Consider the following 20,317-nt stretch of genomic DNA (forward strand, 5'->3'; position numbering starts at 1 on the left):
AGAATGCTTGATAAAGTAATTGAAAACAACAGAGTGTGTATCATAGGAGAGATTGTCTCAGAGTTCACTTTCAGCCATGAGGTCTTTGGAGAGGGCTTCTATATTGCTAACGTATCAGTGAACAGATTAAGTGATATGGTGGATGTCATACCACTTATGATATCTGAGAGGCTTATTGATGTTACTAAGGATTATAGAGGAATGAAGATTGAGGTTGCAGGACAGTTCCGTTCATATAACAGACATGAAGGAACTAAGAATAAGCTTGTTCTCTCAATATTTGTAAGAGAATTAAGATTCTTAGAAGATGACGAGATGCCTGAAGAGCAGTCTAAGTCCAACCAGATATTCCTTGATGGATATGTATGCAAGCCTCCTATTTATAGAAAAACTCCATTAGGAAGAGAAATTGCAGATATATTAGTGGCTGTAAACAGACCATACGGTAAGTCGGATTACATACCATGTATAGCATGGGGAAGAAATGCAAGATTTGCAGGAGGTCTTGAAGTGGGTGCACATCTTCAGGTCAGCGGACGTGTACAGAGCAGAGAGTACACTAAGAAAATAGGAGAAGAAGAGGTTGAGAGAAGAGTTGCTTATGAGGTATCAGTAAGTAAGATTGACCTTGTTGAAGATGAGGAATAATTAAGACAACATTTATGTTCTTTAGTTTAAGGATATATATTGACATAACATTATCAGAGTGATATAGTCACATTAACTGTAAGGGTTTCCCCTGCAGCAGGTAGAGGTCGCACGATTCAAGAGTAATTATCCTGATGTCCCGGAAGACATATGAAGGATAGTAAAAGGGGAAAGTGCCGAAGAGGATTGTTTCCGGAGCAGTCTTACTGGGCGTAGGATTAATAGTTTTACGACTGTCATCGAATAGATGGAGAGCTACTTAAAGGACTATTACTATGATTTCTTTAAGAGCCAGTCTGTTTGAGCAGATTGGCTCTTCTATGTTGTTGAGCTACTCACATGGGTAGCGATGAGAATAGACAGGAATCATGTACATAATAATAGCTGTTAACAGCGGAAAGAAGGATGGTATGTCAGTATTTACCGGAGCCGGTGTAGCGATTATTACACCAATGAAAGCTAATGGAGAAGTTAATTACGATAAGCTTGGAGAATTCCTTGATTACCAGATTAATAACTCAACAGATGCAATTATTATCTGTGGAACAACAGGAGAGGCATCAACACTTACACATGAGGAGCATGTAGAAACAATCAGATTTGCTGCTGATTATGTGAAGAAAAGAGTTCCTGTTATTGCAGGAACAGGTTCTAACTGCACAGAAACAGCTGTATGGCTTTCACAGGAAGCACAGAAGGCAGGAGTTGATGGATGTCTCGTAGTTACACCATATTATAATAAAGCAACACAGAAGGGTCTTATCCAGCACTATACAGCAGTTGCGAAGTCAGTAGACCTTCCTATTATCATGTATAATGTTCCAGGAAGAACAGGCTGCAATATCCAGCCAGAGACAGCAGCCAAGCTTGCTAAGGATGTTGACAATATCGTTGCTATTAAAGCTGCAACAGGTAATCTTGCACAGGAGAGCAAGACAATGGCATTAGCTGAGGGAAGACTTGATATGTACTCAGGTGAAGACGGACTTATTGTTCCTCTTATGTCAATTGGAGCAAAGGGTGTAATTTCAGTATTATCTAATGTTGCTCCTAAGCAGACACATGATATCTGCGCTACATTTGCAGCTGGAGATGTTGCTAAGGCTGCACAGTTACAGTTTAAGGCATTAGAGCTTGTAGATGCATTATTCTGTGAGGTTAATCCAATTCCTGTTAAGCATGCACTTAACCTTATGGGATGGGATATGGGACCTCTCAGAAGCCCATTATGTGAGATGGAAGAGGCTAACCTTGAGAGATTAAAGAAAGCAATGGTTAACTACGGAATACTTTAATTGACAGGAGAATGAACATGACAAGAATAATTATGCATGGCTGTAACGGCCATATGGGACAGGTCATTACGGGAATAGTTGCTAACGATGCTAATGCACAGATAGTAGCAGGAATTGACCTTCGTGATGACGGACATAACTTATATCCGGTATTTGCTTCATTAGAAGAATGTAATGTTGAAGCAGATGTTATTATTGATTTCGCATCAGCTAAGGCAGAGGATACACTTGTTGACTATATTAAGAAAACTAAGATTCCTGCTGTAATATGTACAACAGGATTAAGCGATGAGCAGATTGCATCAATCAATGAAGCATCAAAGAGTGTTGCAATATTACGTTCAGCTAATATGTCACTTGGAATCAATACATTATTCAAGCTTTTACAGGATGCTGCCAAAGTGTTTGCGTCAGCAGGCTTTGATATTGAGATAGTTGAAAAGCACCACAACCAGAAGCTTGATGCGCCAAGTGGAACAGCTCTTGCACTTGCAGATTCAATGAAGGAAGTGCTTGAGGATGATTATTTCTACAGATATGACAGAAGCCAGTTAAGACAGAAGCGTGATCCTAAGGAAATCGGAATCAGTGCTGTAAGAGGCGGAACTATCGTTGGAGAGCACGAAGTAATCTTCGCTGGAGAAGACGAGGTTATAGAGTTCAAGCATACCGCACATTCTAAGGCTGTATTTGCAAAGGGGGCAGTTGAGGCTGCCAAGTTCCTTGCAGGAAAGCCGGCTGGAATGTACGATATGAGAGATGTTATTGCAGCCAAGAACTAGTTTTCAGGGCAGTTAATATAATGATATTCAATGCGGCTTGCTTCGGTGAAGCCGCATTTTTTATATAATGCCACAGCTGCCTTGTTCCTGCTTGTTACATTAAGTACGAGTGGAAGTGAAGCAATGTTAAAGTAGTCTTTAAGAAAATGCTTCATAAGGCATGTACCAATGCCTTTCCCACGAAGCTTCTCATCAACGAATACGCCGTATACATTTACAAATGTGTTCTGTGTATCAAGATAAAGAAGAGCCACAGGTTCTTCATATTCCGGCAGATACATAAGATAATCATCACCCTCAAGATAATATTCGGCATTGTCAGGCTCTGCAGCCTGTATTGATTCTAAGTTAAAATGTGCTTTATCAAGCTGGTACAGATATTCGTAGAAACATATATCACCACATAAAGAGCTGTTAAGCAGTTCTCCACTTATAGGCGCAATAAGCTCTAAATTGCCAGCAGAGCTGCTTTTAAGCTTTCTGTAACAGATGGATAGCATATTACGAAAATGTCCTCTATGGCGAAAATCAGGTGCTACAAGACCTGAAACTTCAACATATCCGCATTCATCATTGATAAGCAGTCCAACAAAGCCATACATTACAGGTGAATCTGTGCTGTCATCAACAAGCGCACACTGGATAAAGCTGTCGTTATGGGAATCGCAGTAATAAGGCTCGTAGCCGTCACATTTGTTAATAAGTTCTTCAAGAGCATTCATTAAAATGTTGTCCAGATAGTCAATCTCAATATATTTCATAGTTGTTCTCCAATAAAAGTTTATAAAAATATTACTTTGAAATAAGAAACATTTGTTTACAAAAGTGTCAAAATGCCTTACTATATAAAAGTATATACATCAGTATAACAAAATAATTGATTTACCAGCAATAGGTTATTGGGAGGATTTACATGGGTAAAGTTGCCATACTTACAGACAGTAACAGTGGAATTACACAGGCTCAGTCTAAGGAGCTTGGAGTTAAAGTTATACCAATGCCGTTCTTTATAGATGGAGAACAGTATTTTGAAGATATTAATCTTACACAGGAAGAGTTTTACGAGAAGTTAAAGCAGGATGCTGATATATCTACTTCACAGCCTTCTATTGGTGAGATGCAGGACGCATTTGATGAGCTTCTTAAGGAATATGATGAACTTGTATATATTCCTATGTCAAGCGGGCTCAGCGGAACATGCCAGACAGCTACTATGGTTGCTGATGATTATGATGGAAAGGTTCAGGTTGTCAATAACCAGAGAATTTCTGTAACCATGAGACAGTCTGTTCTTGATGCGAAGGAGCTTGCACAGAGGGGTAAGTCTGCGGCAGAGATTAAGGAGATTCTTGAGAAGCATAAGATGGAATCAAGCATATATATTACACTTGATACTCTTAAGTACTTAAAGAAGGGCGGAAGAATAACTCCTGCGGCAGCTGCTATTGGAACTATGTTAAAGCTTAATCCTGTGCTTCAGATTCAGGGTGAGAAGTTAGATGCATTTGCCAAGGCAAGAGGTAAGGCTTCAGCGAAGAAGATTATGCTTAAGGCAATGCAGGATGATTTAGATACAAGATTTGCAGAGTTTGCAAAGGATGGAAAGATGCATATGGAGGTTGCTTATTCAGGTAATCCTGAGGAGGCAGAGGAATGGGCTGCGTTAGTTAAAGAGACTTTCCCACAGTTTGATTTCCACATGGATCCGCTTTCACTTTCAGTTGCCTGCCACATAGGACATGGCGCACTTGCGATAGCGACATCTGCTTATCTGCCAGAACTTGATTAATACGAATGATAAGCCTGTGACAGCGCATGAGTTGTTGCAGGCTTTTGTTTATAAATGCGGATATTACCGCAGGTTAATATGAATGGAGGATTGTTATGCCAGCAAGAAGTGAGATTGATGATAAGTTTAAATGGGCTGTGAGTGATTTATACAGCTCTGATGAAGCATGGGAAAAGGATTATAACAGTATACTTGAACTGACTGACCAGCCAAGTGAGCTTAAAGGCAGGATGGGCGAGTCTGCCGGCATGCTTTACAAGGCACTTAAGGAGTATGAACAGGTAGAATACATTACTGAAAGAGTGTATGTGTATGCATTTATGAAATATTATGAGGATACAGGCAATTCAAAGTATCAGGAAATATCTGGGAAAGCCCAGATGGCTGCGATGAAGGTGTCAGAGAAGTATGCATTTTTAGAGCCTGAGCTTATATCAATAGATGCGGATGTGCTTGATAAATATATCAGCGAGGATGAAAGACTTGGAATGTATAAACATTTTATAGATGACTGCCTCGCAGGGAAAGAGCATACGCTTTCTGAGAAGGAGGAAGCACTGCTTGCAAAGGCATCACAGATGTCAACTGTGCCTGATGAGGTGTTCTCTAAGTTTAACAATGCTGATGTTAAGTTTGGCAAGGTGAAAAGAGAGAACGGACAGGAAGATGAGCTGACTAACGGCAATTTTGCCACATTTATGGAAAGTCATGACAGAACAGTAAGAAAGGCGGCATTTGAGGCGTTGTATAAGCAGTATGGGGCATATATCAACACGATTGCGGCAGCGTTTTATGGCAATGTCAAGCAGGCAATGTTCTATGCAGACGCAAGGGGCTACAAGTCAACACTGAACATGTATCTTGACGGCTCATTTATTCCAGAAAATGTATATAAGAATCTTATAAAGACTGTTAATGATAATCTTGACAAAATGTACCGCTATGTTGATATAAGAAAGAAGGCGCTTGGTGTTGACGAGCTGCATTTTTATGATATCTATGCACCGATGGTAGAGGATATTGACTGGAAGATAAGCTATGATGAGGCTAAGGACATTGTTGTGAAGGCACTTGCACCAATGGGTGAGGAGTATGTTTCACACATTAAAGAAGGCTTCAATAATGGCTGGGTAGATGTGTATGAGAATACCGGAAAGCGTTCGGGAGCATTTTCATGGGGCGCTTATGGCACACACCCATATGTATTTCTTAATTACTCAGATACACTCAATGATGTTTTTACGGTTATTCATGAGATGGGGCATGCAATGCACACTTATTATTCCAATGCGAACCAGCCTTATATTTATGCAGGATATAAGATATTTGTTGCGGAGGTTGCGTCAACCTGTAATGAAGCGATTCTTATGCAGTATATGTTAAAGAATACTGATGATGAGAAGAAGAAAAGATATCTGCTCAATCATTTCTTTGAGCAGTTTAAGGGAACTCTTTACAGACAGACTATGTTTGCAGAGTTTGAGATGGAAGCACATGCAAAGGCTGAACAGGGTGAGGTGTTATCAGCAGAGAGTCTTTGTGCGATGTACAAGAAGCTGAATGAGAAGTATTTCGGCCCGGATATGGTTATTGATGATGAGATAGCACTTGAGTGGGCAAGGATACCACATTTTTATACACCGTTCTATGTATACCAGTATGCAACAGGCTATTCCGCTGCAATTGCAATATCAACCAAGATACTTGCAGGCGATGAGCAGGTTATAGAAGGTTACGGAAAGTTCTTGTCAGGCGGCTCTTCAATGCACCCTATTGAGCTTCTTAAGCTGTGCGGAATAGATATGACAAGACCGGATGTTGTGCAGGAAGCACTGGATGTGTTTGGGGAATTACTAAAACAGTGGTAATGCTTAATGTGTTGTGAATATAAATATGATTCTGGGAGATAATGCGTCTTCCAGAATTTTTTTATGGGATAAATGTAACCGTTGCCGGAATAATCCGTCTTTAATTATGAAAGGGTTAACGCTTTTAAAAAACAGGGAGTACAGACAGTAATGGATGATAAACAGATAATCAATTTATTTTTTCAAAGGGATGAAGATGCAATTAATGCAGTTGATGAAAAATATGGTTCTAAGTTAAATGCACTGGCAGCCAATATGCTGCAATCAAGAGAGGACGGGCTGGAATGTGTTAATGACACGTATATGAAGGCATGGAACAGCATACCGCCTGCAAGACCAGAGTATTTATTCGCATTTCTGGCAGCATCTGCAAGAAATATTGCGATTGATATGATAAGAAAAAACAATGCGGGAAAGAGACAGGCCAAAGTGGTTGAATTGACAAAAGAACTGGAAGAATGCATAGGTGATGGCGGATTGCATACACATCTGGACAAGGAAGATATTGGAGAGATGTTATCGCATTTTCTTGAAACAGTTGATAAAAATAAAAGAATTATATTTCTCAGGCGGTACTGGTACTCGGATTCAATTAAAGATATTTCAGAAAGGATGCAGATGAGCGAATCAGCAGTGAAAGTTACTCTTCACAGAACGAGAAAAGAATTAAAAAGATATCTGGAAAGCGAGGGTTTATATCTATGAAAAAATCAGAGGCAATGGATTTATATGAAGGACTTAATGAAATTAGTCCGAAAATGATTGAAGAAGCAGGAAATTACAAGAAAACTGCCAGTGTGGATATCAGGTATAAAAAGAGCAATAATGTAAAGAAGATAATTGCAGCAGGTCTTGTGGCCGCAGCGGCTGTTACTGCTGTATTGGGAGTCAGAGGATTGAAGACTTCTGTAACAGGAAGCGGAAACCAGAGCAGTAATCAGCCAGCATCAGAGCAGACAGGATTTAAAATTGCTCATGTTATGAATGTGTATGCAGCCGGGCTTGATGATACATCGGAATGTATTTTTTCTAATGATGAGAAAAATGCTGGTGTATCAGGAGTTGTGGCTGGAATTTCAAGCCAGGTTGGAGATTCATCTGTGATGGGACAGGTTATGGCTGGTATAAATGTAACGGGCGAAGATATCTCAAAGATTAAGTATTCTATAACGGGAAATGATTCAGATGTGACATATAATCTGGCGAGAATGAAAGAGGTTGACAAGGACAGTCCTGAATATCAGACATCTTCTGAAAAATTCAGAAAACAGACGGAGAACGGCTATGCATATTACATTATTGAAGATATCGGGGAAGAGTATGAGGAGAGCGGCAACAGTCAGAGCGAGGGCGTACAGATTGTAAAGTTTTCAAAGCAGTTAGAAAAAGAATCTTTGTATCAGGACCGTCAGGTATACAATGAGATGGTTAAAAATATGTATGAAGGACTTACATTAAGTATAACTGTGACATATGGAGACGGAACAACAGAGATTGTTGATGTGGGATTCAAGACAGCTGAAGGCAGTGATGACCTGGAAAAGGTTTCAGACAAAGTGATTGTGTATGTGAAATGACAGTTGATAGAAGAGCGCAAGACGAAGAATCATGTGTCTTTAAGTTGTCTTCAAACAAATTGAACACAAACAAAAAAGGAAGCCGCTTAAATGCTGGCTTCCTTTTAAAATTAAAAAGAGCGCGAGACGGGGATCGAACCCGCGACCCCCTCCTTGGCAAGGAGGTGCTCCACCACTGAGCCACTCGCGCATAATTAATGTTCTTTAATTAAATTCTCTTGTGAACACAAACAAGATAATACACATAAAACTTTAATCTGTCAAGTATAAATTTAAAAAAGTTGAATCTATAATGCTATAGATGAGGGGGAAACCTACTAAGACTGCTAAATATGATGAAATGGTAGGTTTATCAAGAGGAAATTCTGAGGAGAATTAACGAGAATAAAGAAAATTGCCTACTAAATTGATGATTTATGCGAGAATAGTAGGTTTTTTTTCAAACCAAATCTGTCTGATATTACAGATATGAGAAAAAAGACATACTAAAAGTGTGAATTATGACAAAATAGTAGGTATTTAAGTTGGGAAGAAGCATTACATACCAGCTAACAATAAGAAAAGACCTACTGGATTATGAAAATTGATGAGATAGTAGGTTATTTATGTGTGCTTTGCGGCACGTATAATGTCTTGAAACAAATTGAGCACAAAAAAAGAGGAAGTCAGCATGTACTGACTTCCTCTTAAAAAATAATAGAGCGCGAGACGGGGATCGAACCCGCGACCCCCTCCTTGGCAAGGAGGTGCTCCACCACTGAGCCACTCGCGCAAACACATTTAAGATAATAATGGCAAAATGACATTTTGTCAACACTTTTTTCGGAAAAAATTCGGAAAACTTTTTTAAATTTGAATTTCTGAAAAATTAATATATGGGAAAGGACGTCAGGGATTTCTATTTTTTTGATAATATGGTATACTTTGCATGCTGAGTAGCAGAATTAGAAAGAATGGAGATTATTATGAATCCAGCATCAATTATGAAGCTTATGAGTGCCAAGAACAAGTTTCAGAAGAATCATCCGAAGTTTGTGGCATTTCTTAACAGATGTTTTGCAGGAGGTCTTAAGGAAGGAACTATAATTGAGATTACAGTTACTAATCCTGGAGAGGCACCTATAACATCTAATATAAAGGTACAGCAGTCTGATTTGGAACTGCTTGAAGAATTAAAAGAAATGGGGAGATAGTTTGCTTCGCAAAACAACGCGAAATAATAAGGAGGATTGGAATGTTTGGGAATGACAAGTCCAGAAAGAACGGACTTAATATTATAGTTGTAGGAGGCGGTAAGGTTGGTGCCACTCTTGTTGAGAGACTCAGCAGGGAGAACCATGATGTTACTCTTATTGATAAGAACAGGGTTAAGCTTGATGCAATAACAGGTGCATATGATGTTATGGGAGTTGAGGGCAATGGTGCTAGCTTTGCTGTTCAGAAAGAAGCCGGTATTGACTCAGCTGACCTTCTTATATCGGTAACTGATTCTGATGAGCTGAATCTTTTATGCTGTACACTTGCAAAGAGGGCTGGCAGATGTGAGGCAATTGCAAGAGTAAGAACACCTGAATACAGTCAGGAGGCTGCATTTTTAAGAGACAGATTAGGTCTGGCAATGATTATTAATCCGGAATTTGAGGCTGCAAGTGAGATAGCACGTGTGCTTTACATGCCGACAGCACTTGAGATTGGAACATTCGCACATGGACAGGCAGAGATGATTAAGATAAAAGTCCCTGAGGGTAACCAGATGTGTGGCCATACTCTTGCGGAGATATCTAAGGCTTCATCATCTAAGGTTCTTATATGTGCAGTTGAGAGGGATGGGGAGGTGTTCATTCCATCAGGACATTTTATTATAAGGGCAGATGATAAGTTATCTTTCATTGCATCAAGAAAGAATGCAAGGACATTTCTTGCAAGTGTAGGTTTTCAGACACATCAGGTCAAGAGTACCATGATTGTCGGAGGTGGAAGAGTTGCATATTATCTTGCAAAACAGCTTCTTAACATGGGAATTGATGTAAAGATTATTGAGAATGACAAGGAACGCGCGTTAAAGTTAAGCGAAGAGCTTTCGGGAGCTGTTATTATCAATGGTGATGGTACTGACGAGAGCCTTTTAAGAGAAGAGGGGATTGAGTATGTGGAGAGCTTTGTCCCTCTTACAGGGATTGATGAAGAGAATGTAATGCTTACTCTATATGCAAGAAAAGTATCTGAAGCCAAATGTATTACGAAAATAACAAGAATGGGATTCAGCAGTGTTATTAACAGCCTTGATCTTGGCAGTGTGATTTATCCAAGATATATAACATCAGAAGCTATCATTGCTTATGTAAGAGCTAAGAAGGAGTCTATGGGAAGCAATAACATACAGACCTTGTATCATTTGTTTGACCAGAAGGCGGAAGCTATAGAGTTTAACGTTGATAAGGAATCAGGAGTTACGGGCAAGCAGTTTATGGAACTTAAGCTGAAGGATAATCTGCTTATAGCACTTATTAACCGTAATGGTAAGATTATTATTCCAAGTGGTACTGACAGCCTTATGGTTGGAGATACTGTGGTTATTGTAACAACTCATACAGGGTTTGATGCTATAACTGATATTCTTAGATAGGAAAGGCTGGGAACATTGATATGAACAGTTCTATAGTAAGATATATTCTTGGACATGTTTTAAAGATAGAAGCGGCTCTTATGGTCATTCCTGTGATTGTTGGCGTTATATACAGGGAGAAGGCAATATCTGCATTCCTGATAACAATGGCATTATGTGCTGTATGTGGGATTCTTATGACAATTAAAAAACCTGCCAATACAGTTTTTTATCTGAAGGAGGGGTGTGTTACAACTGCACTCAGCTGGATTCTTATGAGTATATTTGGCTGCCTGCCTTTTTCTATAAGCAGGGAAATTCCTTCATTTACAGATGCACTTTTTGAGACAATATCAGGATTTACAACAACAGGAGCAAGTATATTAAGTGAAGTTGAAGGACTGTCACAGAGCATTATGTTCTGGAGATGCTTTACTCACTGGATTGGTGGTATGGGAGTTCTGGTATTTCTGCTTGCAGTAATACCTCTTACAGGTGGCTCTAATATCAATCTTATGAAAGCAGAGAGTCCGGGACCATCAGTGGGTAAACTTGTTCCTAAGATCAGATATACAGCAAGAATACTGTATATTATATATTTTGGGATGACTGTACTTCAGACAATTCTTCTTCTTTTTGGAGGAATGACATTCCTTGATGCACTTAATACAGCCATGGGAACAGCAGGAACAGGTGGATTTGGTATCAGAAATGACAGCTTTACAAGCTTTTCACCTTATATCCAGTGGGTTGTAACCATATTTATGATATTGTTTGGCGTTAATTTCAACGCGTATTATCTTATTGTTCTAAGACAGTTTAAGAAGGCTGTTAAAGTAGAAGAGGTAAGATGTTATTTCGGAATTATCCTTGCAGCAACAGCAATTATATTTGTTAATATATACAGAAGTGTAGGTGCTGTTGAACTTACACTGAGACAGTCAATGTTTCAGGTTGCATCTATTATAACGACAACCGGATTTTCATCAGTGGATTTTGATATGTGGCCGTCACTGTCAAAGTCGGTGCTTGTTGTACTGATGTTTGTGGGAGCATGTGCCGGAAGTACAGGTGGCGGAATTAAGGTTTCCAGGTTTATAATAGGGATAAAGACAATATTCAGAGAGATTCAGTCATATATTCATCCTAAGAGTGTTAAGGTGATTAAGACAGAAGGAAAGCCTGTTGATAGTGAAACATGCAGGTCGGTGAGTATATATTTCATAACATTTATCATGATATTCACAGCGTCTTTACTGCTAATATCTATTGAAGGAAAGGATATTGTGACGAATTTCACTGCAGTAGCAGCGACTATTAATAATATAGGTCCGGGGCTTTCGGCTGTCGGACCGACACAGAATTTTGGAAGTTATTCTGATTTCAGCAAATATGTACTGATGTTTGATATGCTTGCCGGACGACTGGAGTTATTTCCACTGATAATTCTGTTCACACCTTCAATATGGAAGGATCTTGTAACCAAGAAGGTTTCTGAAAGGAAAATGCGTAGAATAAGAAGGGGTTAAGTATGAGTAATGTATCTGATTATTTGAAATGGAGAGGTGACCTTGATTTTAGCCAGGCACCATTTAATGACGTGGACAATTTAATACTTGCGCAGATTGCATATGTTGATTTTACTGATATTGTACCGGCACCGGGAAGTATCGAGACTATTACAATTGCGGAAGCGGCAGACACATTTTTTGATACCCATGATGAGAAGGAGATTAAGAAATGCAAATCTTTCATAGGAAAAGCTCCGTATCTTTTAAGGGAGGCAGCAGCAACAAAAAGATTTGGTTCACTTATACTTACTAATTATGTTGATTATGTCGATGGCGGCAAAGAAGAACAGTTTGCAGCATTTCATGTAAGAATCGATAACAGACTTACGTATATTGCTTTCAGGGGAACTGATGATACACTTGTGGGCTGGAAAGAGGATTTTAACATGAGTTTCTTATCCCCTGTTCCATCGCAGAAGGATGCGGTAAGATATATTGACACAACCGTGCAGCGTTCAGAAGGAAAGCTGATTCTTGGCGGACATTCCAAAGGTGGTAATCTGGCAGTATATGCATCAGTATTTGCAAGACCATCAGTGAAGAAAAGAATTATTACTGTTTATAATAATGATGGTCCGGGATTTGACAGTGATTTTGTAAAGCATCCGGATTATCTGGCAATTCTGCCTAAGATTAAGAGTATTGTTCCTTATGGCTCAGTTGTTGGAATGCTTCTTAATCATGATGGGGATTATGAGGTTGTAAAGAGCAGCCAGTCAGGTCTTATGCAGCATGATTCTATGTCATGGCAGGTTATAGGACCAGATTTTGAGACTGAGCAGGAGTTAAGCCCTAAGAGTAAAAGGTTAAATGCAGCACTGAGCGCATGGATAGACGGGCTTACAAGAGAACAGAGGGCAGAATTCGTAGATACATTATTCTCACTGGTAACTGCAAGTGGTGCAAAGAACCTTTCAGAGATAAGTACAGCCAGGTTTAAGAATATTAATGCCGTTCTTAAGTCTTTCAGGGAACTTGACAAATCAGAACGTGCAATGATACTTAAGATATTTGCTTCACTTACAGGTGAGATTGGAAAAGCTTATAAGAGCAATTAATAAGGAGATAAAGAATGGGACAGGTTATATCAGCAGGAATATTGTTAGTTGTGGTTGTTGCCATATATATTGCAGTTTCATATAAGCACGAAAAAAGCGGTCTTGGGAAGGGCTGTGATGGTAATTGCGGCTCATGTGGATTAAGAAGCTGTAAAACTGACAAGAAGTGAGGCTTTAATGCGTAATACGGGGGACAGGTTAAAAGAATGCCGCATTATGAAAGGCTTATCCAGAGGGGAAATGTCAGAAATGCTGAATGTCAGTACTGACTATCTTGCCCGTTTGGAGACAGGGACACAACCGGTTACATACAGGATTATAGAGAAGGTGGCAAAACTTGAAGGCTGGAACAGCGATTATATCCTGCATGGAATAGATAATAATAATCCATTTTCAGAGTTGCACACACTATGCCCTGATTTCAGGAAAAAAGTTTTTATAAGAAATCTGCTATGTTTGTTTGACAGCATGCTTCAATTCGGGTATAAGAAAGAAAGGGTAGTGGCATATTACCATAGAATGATACTTGAGATTGTTAATGGAATGGAACTGGATGTTCCAGATAATGTGCGTACAGGATATACACTTACAGAGATAAGACGGATACATGATATGAATAAAAAGGACATGGCAAATGTGCTTGGAATATCAGAGAGAAGCTATTGTACATTAGAGAATGGTTTGTCAAGACCAGATATAAAGATTTTACAGATAGTATATGATATGTATGGATTTAATGTGCAATATTTTCTTACACGTAATCCACTTGATTGTGAGGCTGTAAACAATATATACAGGTGTTTTGATGAACCGTTAAGAGATTTTATTATGAGACGCATCAGGGACGACTATGATGAAATAATAATTATGAAAGGCCGGACTTATGGTAGAGATATATAGAACAGACCAGCAGGTATTAAATACATTGACAGATATTCAGGATGGATGCTGGATTAATATGGTAGATCCGACAAGCAAGGAGCTTGAGCAGATAGCAGAACGCTTTGAAATAGAACCTGAGGATATCTCATCTGCACTTGATGAAGAAGAAAGTTCGCGTATAAGCCTTGAAGACGGATATACTGTTATACTTGTGGATATTCCTACACCTGAGGTAAGACATGAGAAAAAAATGTATACAACAATTCCTCTTGGTATTATCCTTAAAAGTGAAGCAATAATTACAGTGTGTAAGGTAGATACACCGATTATTAATTATTTTGTAAGAAATAAGGTGAAAGAGTTCAGTACAAAGAAAAAGATGCGTTTTATATATCAGATGCTTTTCCGTTCAGCTTTTGTGTATCAGGCTAATCTTCGTCTTATTGATAAGAAAAGAATTGAGATAGAAGAGCGGGTTGATGGAGATACGTCAGATACTGATCTTATTGAGCTTCATGAGTTAGAATCTACACTTGTTTATTTTGCAACATCTCTTCGAGCTAACAGTATTGTGTTAGAAAGACTCAGAAGATATAAAAGACTTGAGCAGTATCCTGAAGATATGGAGCTTCTTGAGGATGTCATGGTCGAGTACCAGCAGGCTATAGAGATGACCACGATATACAGGGATGTCATTGATGGTACAAGGGAACTGATGTCATCAGTAATTGACAGTAAGCTGAATAATGTAATGAAATACCTTACTTCAATTACAATTGTGATGGCTATTCCGACAATAATATCAGGCATATATGGAATGAATGTAGGTGGAGAATGGATGCCGTTTGCAAAGACACCTTTTGGATTTGAGATAATAAGTGGAATAATACTTCTGATATGTATAATAGTTTTATGGGTATTAAGGAAGAAGAAAATGCTATAAAAGCAGTGTCTGCATTGATTGCAGGCACTGCTTTTACTTACTTATGAGTATATATTATCTGTAATTTTTCTGCCAGCGTGATACCATTTCTAAAGCCTCATTCTCAGATGATACCTTAGTAATTATAACCCCATCAAGATAGATTTCGTACACAGGAAATTTCTTGGATGTATTGCCGTGACTTACCTCAACTCTGTTGTACTTTACGCGTTCCATTAAAAGACCTCCTCACATTTAATAATAGTGTTACTAAGTAAAAACCAACAATATGTTGTATTATAGCATGCTTTTTAATAAAAGGAAATACTATATTTGGTATTGGTACTAAAGTACCAAAAAATTCAAATTAAACGCACTATTATACTTGTAAAATCGACATGTATATAATATAATTTTTATAACATGTAGAAAGATTAAGTACGTATAACTAATAATAAAAAATATAAGAGGTACATTAATATGAGCGATAATTATATTGCTGCCAGTGAGAAATTTGAGATTGTTCATAAGATGAGTAGAAGAATAGCATCTGTTGATAAGTATTGTGTTATAAGTGTTGCGAATAAAGCATTTGAAGAATATTTTGGAGAAATTAAGGAGACTCTTATAGAAGTAGTTGCACCTCAGGATAAAGAAAGACTGATGGATTTTATAGAGAAGTATGATGGAACAGCTAAGAGCGGAATGTTTAAATTTATTAACGCACAGGGCATAGAAAGATATAATCATTTATTTGTGTATGAACGAAGAGCTGTGGGCAATGGGCATATGAGAGATATTGAACTTGTTGATGTTGAGTCTATAGAGGAGGCTAATAAGAGTTTAAGAGATGATGTTTCTAAACATAAGATGCTGCTTGGACTGGATAGAGAATATACATTTACATATAACAGAGATAATGGCATATTCAGTATGTACAGGTATGATGTTGACTCAAGAGATGTCATATATAAGTCTGATATTGATGAATGGAAGAAGAGGATGCTTTCAGAGGGCTATATTGACGAGAATGATAAGGAAATCTTTGCTAATTTTATATCAGAAGTACGCTCTTATACGCAGACATTTTCTATAAAATTCAGAACAAGCATGCGTACATATAAAAGGGTGAAGGAGACTTTAAGATTTAAAGGAACTGTAATGAATAAAAGCGATGGAAGCAGGATTGTGATAGGTCGTGTTGTCCCTGAGGCAGACAGCCATGGCAATTATAATCAGATTACTGATATGATAGAAGAATTACAGTTTGATTCTCTTACACATGTGTATAACAAGAAAACTATTACCGCATATGCTGTAAAATGTCTCAAGGAAGAGCAGAATAACAGAGTTACGATAGCCGTTCTTGATGTTGACCATTTTAAGAAGGTCAATGATGTATATGGTCACATGTATGGTGATAAGGTGCTTGCAAGGGTTGGAAGAAAGCTTAAGGAAGTTGTAGGCGAAGATGGAGTTGTAGGACGTATCGGAGGAGATGAATTTGTTATTATATTCAATGGTATTAATGATGAGCATGAGTTAAGGGGGATGCTTCGTGCGATAAGAACCCAGATTAAGTGGGAATTTGTTGATGATTTTGAAGATTTAATGATAACATGTTCGATTGGAGCAGCATACAGTCCTAACAACGGACATGAGTATGAGGAGCTTTTCAAGAAAGCAGATTATTGTCTGTATGTAGCGAAAGAAAAGGGAAGAGACAGATATGTATTCTTTAGGGATGATCTCCATAAGGATTCATATGAGAATTCTCTTAATACAAAGGATAAGAATGTCAATGATGGCAGGGAAATGAAGGAACTCAGATTTCTTACAGGCATTATGGAGAATTTTTCAGAAGATGGCAAAGCAGCTATTAAAGAGCTTATACATCATATGTATGATACATTTAAACTGGACAGCATTAATCTTTACTGGGGAGCTAATCTGAACCGTGCATACTATATGGGTGTTGAGCTTGGCGGTTCAATGAATGCTGATTATGTTAAGACAGAAGGTTTTAAGAAGCTTCTGGATGGAAAGAATCATGCTGCTGTGGGATTCGTCGGAAGGCAGACAGACCTTGCACCTGAATTTGGAACAGCCATGAGAGAAAAGAGAGTGTTTTCTACTGTACAATGCATAATAGGATCACCAGATAATGTGAAAGGATTGTTTACTATTGACCGTTGTAAGGAGTCTGCACAGTGGGCTGAATATGAGATTGAGATGGCTGTTGTAACGGCTTCTCTTATCAATATTCTGGCTGAAACTGAATGTGATGAGAATTAATATATATAGTTTTTTATTACAAGATATTGTGTTTTCAATTGACTTATCAAACTATATGTTGTATAATCAAATCTGCTTGGGAAACAGCATAAACACTGCGTTTCCAGCAGATTTTTTTAATGTAAAGGTGTATCGTCTGTATTGCTGAAAGCAGTATATATAGAGATATGATGGTCTTTTTGTGAGGGTTTGAAGTATGAAAATTATTAAAAGAAGTGGTTCAGAGGTAACATTTGATATCAGTAAAATTATGGATGCTGTATCAAAAGCTAATATGGAAGTTGTCCATAGTGAGAGATTATCAGAGGAACAGATTGAGACAATCTCTAATAATGTTGAGAGCATTTGTAAAGAGATGAACAGGTCTTTAAGCGTTGAAGAGATTCAGGATCTTGTAGAGAATCAGATTATGAATTTCAGAGCATTTTCAGTTGCAAGAAAGTATATTACTTATCGTTATAAGAGAGCACTTGTGCGTAAATCTAATTCTACAGATAAGCAGATATTAAGCCTTCTGGAGTGCAATAATGAGGAAGTAAAGCAGGAGAATTCTAACAAGAATCCTACTGTAAACAGTGTTCAGAGAGATTATATGGCTGGCGAGGTAAGCAAGGATATTACAAAGAGATTCCTTCTCCCTCCAGATATTGTGGATGCGCATGAGCAGGGACTTATACATTTCCATGATGCAGATTATTTTGCACAACATATGCACAACTGCTGTCTTGTCAATCTTGAGGATATGTTACAGAATGGAACTGTAATAAGCGAGACTATGATTGAGAAGCCACACAGCTTTTCTACTGCATGTAATATTGCAACTCAGGCGATAGCACAGATTGCAAGTTCACAGTACGGCGGACAGAGTATATCTTTAGCACATCTTGCACCATTTGTCCAGGTAAGCCGTGAGAAGTTTATTGGACAGGTAAGAGATGAGTTCGAGAAAACCGGAATAGATGCTTCCGAAGAAAAGATTAGAGAGGTTGCAGAACTTCGAGTAAAGGATGAAATTAAGCGTGGTGTACAGATGATTCAGTATCAGGTTATCACTCTTATGACAACTAATGGACAGGCACCTTTTGTTACTGTTTTCATGTATCTTGATGAGGTTCCGGAAGGTCAGACAAGAGATGACCTTGCACTTGTTACTGAGGAAGTATTAAGACAGAGAATGCAGGGTGTTAAGAATGAACAGGGTGTATATATTACACCAGCATTTCCTAAGCTTATATATGTTCTTGAGGAAGATAATATCCACGAGGATTCCAAGTACTGGTATCTTACAGAAATAGCTGCACAGTGTACAGCTAAGAGAATGGTTCCGGATTATATATCTGAAAAGAAAATGAAGGAATTAAAGGTTGATGCGAACGGCAATGGTCAGTGTTTCCCATGTATGGGATGCAGAAGCTTCCTTACACCATATATTGATCCAGAAACAGGAAAACCAAAGTATTATGGAAGATTCAATCAGGGTGTTGTAACTCTTAATCTTGTTGATGTTGCATGTTCATCAGGCAAGGATATGGATAAGTTCTGGAGTATTCTTAATGAGAGACTTGACCTGTGTAAGAGAGCTCTTATGTGCAGACATTACAGACTTAAGGGAACTCCTTCAGATGTTGCGCCAATTCTCTGGCAGAATGGAGCACTTGCAAGACTTAAGAAGGGCGAGACAATTGACAAGCTTCTTTATGGCGGATATTCAACAATTTCGCTCGGTTATGCAGGTCTTTGCGAATGTACTTATTACATGAAGGGTGTAACTCATACTAATCCGGAGGGAACAGAGTTTGCCCTCAAAGTAATGCAGTATCTTAATGATACATGTAAAAGATGGGCAGCAGAGACTAATATTGATTTTTCACTTTATGGAACACCGCTTGAGTCAACAACTTATAAGTTTTCAAAATGTTTACAGAAGAGATTTGGTAAGATTGCTGGCGTAACAGATAAGAACTATATAACTAACAGCTATCATGTTCATGTAACTGAGCAGATAAATGCATTTGAAAAGTTAAAATTCGAATCACAGTTCCAGAAGTTATCTCCAGGAGGAGCTATCAGTTATGTTGAAGTTCCTGATATGCAGAATAACATCCCGGCAGTACTTAAGGTTATGCAATACATTTATGATAATATTATGTATGCAGAGCTTAATACTAAGAGTGATTACTGTCAGGAATGTGGTTACACAGGACAGATTCAGATTATAACTGATGATGACGGAAAGCTTATATGGGAGTGCCCTAACTGCGGAAACCGTAATCAGGATAAGATGAATGTCGCAAGGAGAACTTGCGGATATATCGGAACACAGTTCTGGAATCAGGGAAGAACTCAGGAGATTAAGGAGAGAGTGCTTCATCTGTAAGATTAAATATAATATGGCAGGACATGAAACCGACCCCCAAAAGTTAGACTAAAAATCTAACGATTGGGAGGTCGGTTTTTTCATGTCCTGCCTTTTCTTAATAAGTGCTGTATGTGAATTAATATTCTGGGAAATATTCATGCTCTCTCATGCCATAAACAGCTGAAATCAGAATTGAAAGTATTATGGCAGGTATTGCAAATATAACAACAAAGCCAATGTCCTTGATTGTCATTATGAGTGCAATAACAGTCCATATTCCTGTATATATAATCTTGACAATCAGATTGCGGCGTATATGCTTTGGGTTGTTGGTTGCTTTATATAATATGATTCCTATATAAGCAAAAATAGTAATCACAGTAACGGGTAATCCAATTATGACAGCAAGAACAGCAAGAATATATAATAGAACTATGGATGTGCTTCCCATATAAATATGTCCAATTAAATTGAATAAATTGTTAATACTAAATGTCTTGTTATTAATTGCAGAAAATGATTCATACAAATTATTAAAGAATTTATCAGGATAAATATGAGTCATGATTAATATAATAATTGACAGAATACTGATAATAGTGTAAATAATTGTGAATACCTTATCCGTCTTTCTTGCAAAGTTCATTGTAATCGCTCTCCTCATAA

At 38.2% G+C, this 20,317-nt stretch carries 19 protein-coding genes, 2 tRNA genes and 1 riboswitch; of the genes, 16 read left to right on the top strand and 5 right to left on the bottom strand.

Annotation, left to right across the window (positions count from 1 at the left end; genetic code table 11):
* Positions 1-3 precede the first annotated feature (3 nt).
* The 3 genes from GKE48_RS09335 (at position 4) to dapB (ending at position 2,725) form a co-directional block, all read left to right on the top strand.
* Positions 4-648, top strand: coding sequence for a single-stranded DNA-binding protein (locus GKE48_RS09335; protein ID WP_012739816.1), 645 nt, complete (start codon positions 4-6; stop codon positions 646-648).
* A 93-nt stretch (positions 649-741) separates the two neighbouring features.
* A riboswitch (Lysine riboswitch) is annotated at positions 742-914 on the top strand.
* 144 nt (positions 915-1,058) lie between these two features.
* On the top strand, positions 1,059-1,943 hold the full coding sequence (dapA, locus tag GKE48_RS09340) for a 4-hydroxy-tetrahydrodipicolinate synthase (RefSeq protein ID WP_041688721.1): 885 nt from the start codon (positions 1,059-1,061) through the stop codon (positions 1,941-1,943).
* Between the two features lie 17 nt (positions 1,944-1,960).
* Complete coding sequence (dapB, locus tag GKE48_RS09345; RefSeq protein WP_022098430.1) at positions 1,961-2,725, top strand: 4-hydroxy-tetrahydrodipicolinate reductase; 765 nt, start codon at positions 1,961-1,963, stop codon at positions 2,723-2,725.
* On the opposite strand, the gene GKE48_RS09350 is transcribed toward dapB, so the two are convergent.
* Positions 2,722-3,486, bottom strand: coding sequence for a GNAT family N-acetyltransferase (locus tag GKE48_RS09350; protein WP_154300922.1), 765 nt, complete (start codon positions 3,484-3,486; stop codon positions 2,722-2,724). The genes dapB and GKE48_RS09350 overlap by 4 nt on opposite strands.
* Before the next feature lie 152 nt (positions 3,487-3,638).
* On the opposite strand from GKE48_RS09350, the gene GKE48_RS09355 reads away from it, so the two are divergent.
* The 4 genes from GKE48_RS09355 to GKE48_RS09370 all read left to right on the top strand — a co-directional run bounded on the left by GKE48_RS09355 (position 3,639) and on the right by GKE48_RS09370 (position 7,959).
* Positions 3,639-4,514: a DegV family protein gene (locus tag GKE48_RS09355; RefSeq protein ID WP_117914991.1), complete on the top strand. Its 876-nt coding sequence runs from the start codon at positions 3,639-3,641 to the stop codon at positions 4,512-4,514.
* 95 nt (positions 4,515-4,609) lie between these two features.
* Positions 4,610-6,382: an oligoendopeptidase F gene (gene pepF / locus GKE48_RS09360; protein ID WP_154300923.1), complete on the top strand. Its 1,773-nt coding sequence runs from the start codon at positions 4,610-4,612 to the stop codon at positions 6,380-6,382.
* A gap of 150 nt (positions 6,383-6,532) precedes the next feature.
* On the top strand, positions 6,533-7,087 hold the full coding sequence (locus tag GKE48_RS09365; protein WP_154300924.1) for an RNA polymerase sigma factor: 555 nt from the start codon (positions 6,533-6,535) through the stop codon (positions 7,085-7,087).
* Entirely contained in the window at positions 7,084-7,959 is an 876-nt protein-coding gene (locus tag GKE48_RS09370; RefSeq protein ID WP_154300925.1) for a hypothetical protein, read from the top strand. Before GKE48_RS09365 ends, GKE48_RS09370 begins: the two co-directional genes overlap by 4 nt.
* 118 nt (positions 7,960-8,077) lie before the next feature.
* Here GKE48_RS09370 and GKE48_RS09375 read toward each other — a convergent pair.
* A tRNA-Gly gene (locus GKE48_RS09375) sits at positions 8,078-8,149 on the bottom strand.
* 510 nt (positions 8,150-8,659) lie between these two features.
* Positions 8,660-8,731: transfer RNA gene (locus GKE48_RS09380), tRNA-Gly, on the bottom strand.
* A gap of 193 nt (positions 8,732-8,924) precedes the next feature.
* Between GKE48_RS09380 and GKE48_RS09385 the strand changes: the two genes are divergently transcribed.
* From GKE48_RS09385 to GKE48_RS09415, 7 genes are read left to right on the top strand one after another with little or no spacing between them, the layout of a single operon-like run.
* Positions 8,925-9,152 (top strand): hypothetical protein, encoded by a 228-nt coding sequence (locus GKE48_RS09385; protein WP_022098424.1) that lies wholly within the window; start codon positions 8,925-8,927, stop codon positions 9,150-9,152.
* A gap of 41 nt (positions 9,153-9,193) precedes the next feature.
* On the top strand, positions 9,194-10,585 hold the full coding sequence (gene trkA, locus GKE48_RS09390) for a Trk system potassium transporter TrkA (protein ID WP_022098423.1): 1,392 nt from the start codon (positions 9,194-9,196) through the stop codon (positions 10,583-10,585).
* 20 nt (positions 10,586-10,605) lie between these two features.
* The gene (locus GKE48_RS09395) at positions 10,606-12,093 is read left to right on the top strand and encodes a TrkH family potassium uptake protein (protein ID WP_154300926.1); all 1,488 of its coding nucleotides are present in this window, start codon (positions 10,606-10,608) and stop codon (positions 12,091-12,093) included.
* 2 nt (positions 12,094-12,095) lie between these two features.
* Positions 12,096-13,193, top strand: a complete 1,098-nt coding sequence (locus tag GKE48_RS09400; RefSeq protein ID WP_055287773.1) for a DUF2974 domain-containing protein — start codon at positions 12,096-12,098, stop codon at positions 13,191-13,193.
* A gap of 14 nt (positions 13,194-13,207) precedes the next feature.
* Positions 13,208-13,363 carry a FeoB-associated Cys-rich membrane protein gene (locus GKE48_RS09405; protein WP_012739803.1) on the top strand — a complete coding sequence of 52 codons (156 nt, stop codon included), beginning with the start codon at positions 13,208-13,210 and terminating at the stop codon, positions 13,361-13,363.
* Positions 13,364-13,370: 7 nt separating this feature from the next.
* Positions 13,371-14,093 carry a DNA (cytosine-5-)-methyltransferase gene (locus tag GKE48_RS09410; RefSeq protein WP_154300927.1) on the top strand — a complete coding sequence of 241 codons (723 nt, stop codon included), beginning with the start codon at positions 13,371-13,373 and terminating at the stop codon, positions 14,091-14,093.
* On the top strand, positions 14,077-15,018 hold the full coding sequence (locus GKE48_RS09415) for a magnesium transporter CorA family protein (RefSeq protein ID WP_022098418.1): 942 nt from the start codon (positions 14,077-14,079) through the stop codon (positions 15,016-15,018). The genes GKE48_RS09410 and GKE48_RS09415 overlap by 17 nt, the downstream gene beginning before the upstream one ends.
* Positions 15,019-15,072: 54 nt before the next feature.
* On the opposite strand, the gene GKE48_RS09420 is transcribed toward GKE48_RS09415, so the two are convergent.
* The gene (locus GKE48_RS09420) at positions 15,073-15,234 is read right to left on the bottom strand and encodes a hypothetical protein (RefSeq protein ID WP_154300928.1); all 162 of its coding nucleotides are present in this window, start codon (positions 15,232-15,234) and stop codon (positions 15,073-15,075) included.
* Between the two features lie 243 nt (positions 15,235-15,477).
* Here GKE48_RS09420 and GKE48_RS09425 point away from each other — a divergent pair, with 243 nt between their 5' ends.
* Positions 15,478-17,292: a GGDEF domain-containing protein gene (locus GKE48_RS09425; protein WP_055215960.1), complete on the top strand. Its 1,815-nt coding sequence runs from the start codon at positions 15,478-15,480 to the stop codon at positions 17,290-17,292.
* Between the two features lie 196 nt (positions 17,293-17,488).
* Positions 17,489-19,669: an anaerobic ribonucleoside-triphosphate reductase gene (nrdD, locus tag GKE48_RS09430; RefSeq protein ID WP_118010059.1), complete on the top strand. Its 2,181-nt coding sequence runs from the start codon at positions 17,489-17,491 to the stop codon at positions 19,667-19,669.
* Positions 19,670-19,787: 118 nt separating this feature from the next.
* Here the strand turns inward: nrdD and GKE48_RS09435 are convergent, their stop codons facing one another.
* Entirely contained in the window at positions 19,788-20,297 is a 510-nt protein-coding gene (locus GKE48_RS09435) for a cytochrome c oxidase subunit II (protein ID WP_154300929.1), read from the bottom strand.
* Between the last annotated feature and the right edge of the window lie 20 nt (positions 20,298-20,317).

The sequence above is a fragment of the Lachnospira eligens genome (assembly GCF_009680455.1).
Classification (GTDB): Bacteria; Bacillota; Clostridia; order Lachnospirales; family Lachnospiraceae; genus Lachnospira; species Lachnospira eligens_A.

Bases quoted from the DNA above. Each gene is read 5' to 3' on its own strand.
- pepF (WP_154300923.1), top strand. From the start codon at position 4,610: ATGCCAGCAAGAAGTGAGATTGATGATAAGTTTAAATGGGCTGTGAGT.
- trkA (WP_022098423.1), top strand. From the start codon at position 9,194: ATGTTTGGGAATGACAAGTCCAGAAAGAACGGACTTAATATTATAGTT.
- GKE48_RS09335 (WP_012739816.1), top strand. From the start codon at position 4: ATGCTTGATAAAGTAATTGAAAACAACAGAGTGTGTATCATAGGAGAG.
- GKE48_RS09355 (WP_117914991.1), top strand. From the start codon at position 3,639: ATGGGTAAAGTTGCCATACTTACAGACAGTAACAGTGGAATTACACAG.
- GKE48_RS09420 (WP_154300928.1), bottom strand. From the start codon at position 15,234: ATGGAACGCGTAAAGTACAACAGAGTTGAGGTAAGTCACGGCAATACA.
- GKE48_RS09405 (WP_012739803.1), top strand. From the start codon at position 13,208: ATGGGACAGGTTATATCAGCAGGAATATTGTTAGTTGTGGTTGTTGCC.
- GKE48_RS09365 (WP_154300924.1), top strand. From the start codon at position 6,533: ATGGATGATAAACAGATAATCAATTTATTTTTTCAAAGGGATGAAGAT.
- GKE48_RS09350 (WP_154300922.1), bottom strand. From the start codon at position 3,486: ATGAAATATATTGAGATTGACTATCTGGACAACATTTTAATGAATGCT.
- dapB (WP_022098430.1), top strand. From the start codon at position 1,961: ATGACAAGAATAATTATGCATGGCTGTAACGGCCATATGGGACAGGTC.
- nrdD (WP_118010059.1), top strand. From the start codon at position 17,489: ATGAAAATTATTAAAAGAAGTGGTTCAGAGGTAACATTTGATATCAGT.
- GKE48_RS09435 (WP_154300929.1), bottom strand. From the start codon at position 20,297: ATGAACTTTGCAAGAAAGACGGATAAGGTATTCACAATTATTTACACT.
- dapA (WP_041688721.1), top strand. From the start codon at position 1,059: ATGTCAGTATTTACCGGAGCCGGTGTAGCGATTATTACACCAATGAAA.
- GKE48_RS09410 (WP_154300927.1), top strand. From the start codon at position 13,371: ATGCGTAATACGGGGGACAGGTTAAAAGAATGCCGCATTATGAAAGGC.
- GKE48_RS09415 (WP_022098418.1), top strand. From the start codon at position 14,077: ATGGTAGAGATATATAGAACAGACCAGCAGGTATTAAATACATTGACA.
- GKE48_RS09400 (WP_055287773.1), top strand. From the start codon at position 12,096: ATGAGTAATGTATCTGATTATTTGAAATGGAGAGGTGACCTTGATTTT.
- GKE48_RS09425 (WP_055215960.1), top strand. From the start codon at position 15,478: ATGAGCGATAATTATATTGCTGCCAGTGAGAAATTTGAGATTGTTCAT.
- GKE48_RS09395 (WP_154300926.1), top strand. From the start codon at position 10,606: ATGAACAGTTCTATAGTAAGATATATTCTTGGACATGTTTTAAAGATA.
- GKE48_RS09370 (WP_154300925.1), top strand. From the start codon at position 7,084: ATGAAAAAATCAGAGGCAATGGATTTATATGAAGGACTTAATGAAATT.
- GKE48_RS09385 (WP_022098424.1), top strand. From the start codon at position 8,925: ATGAATCCAGCATCAATTATGAAGCTTATGAGTGCCAAGAACAAGTTT.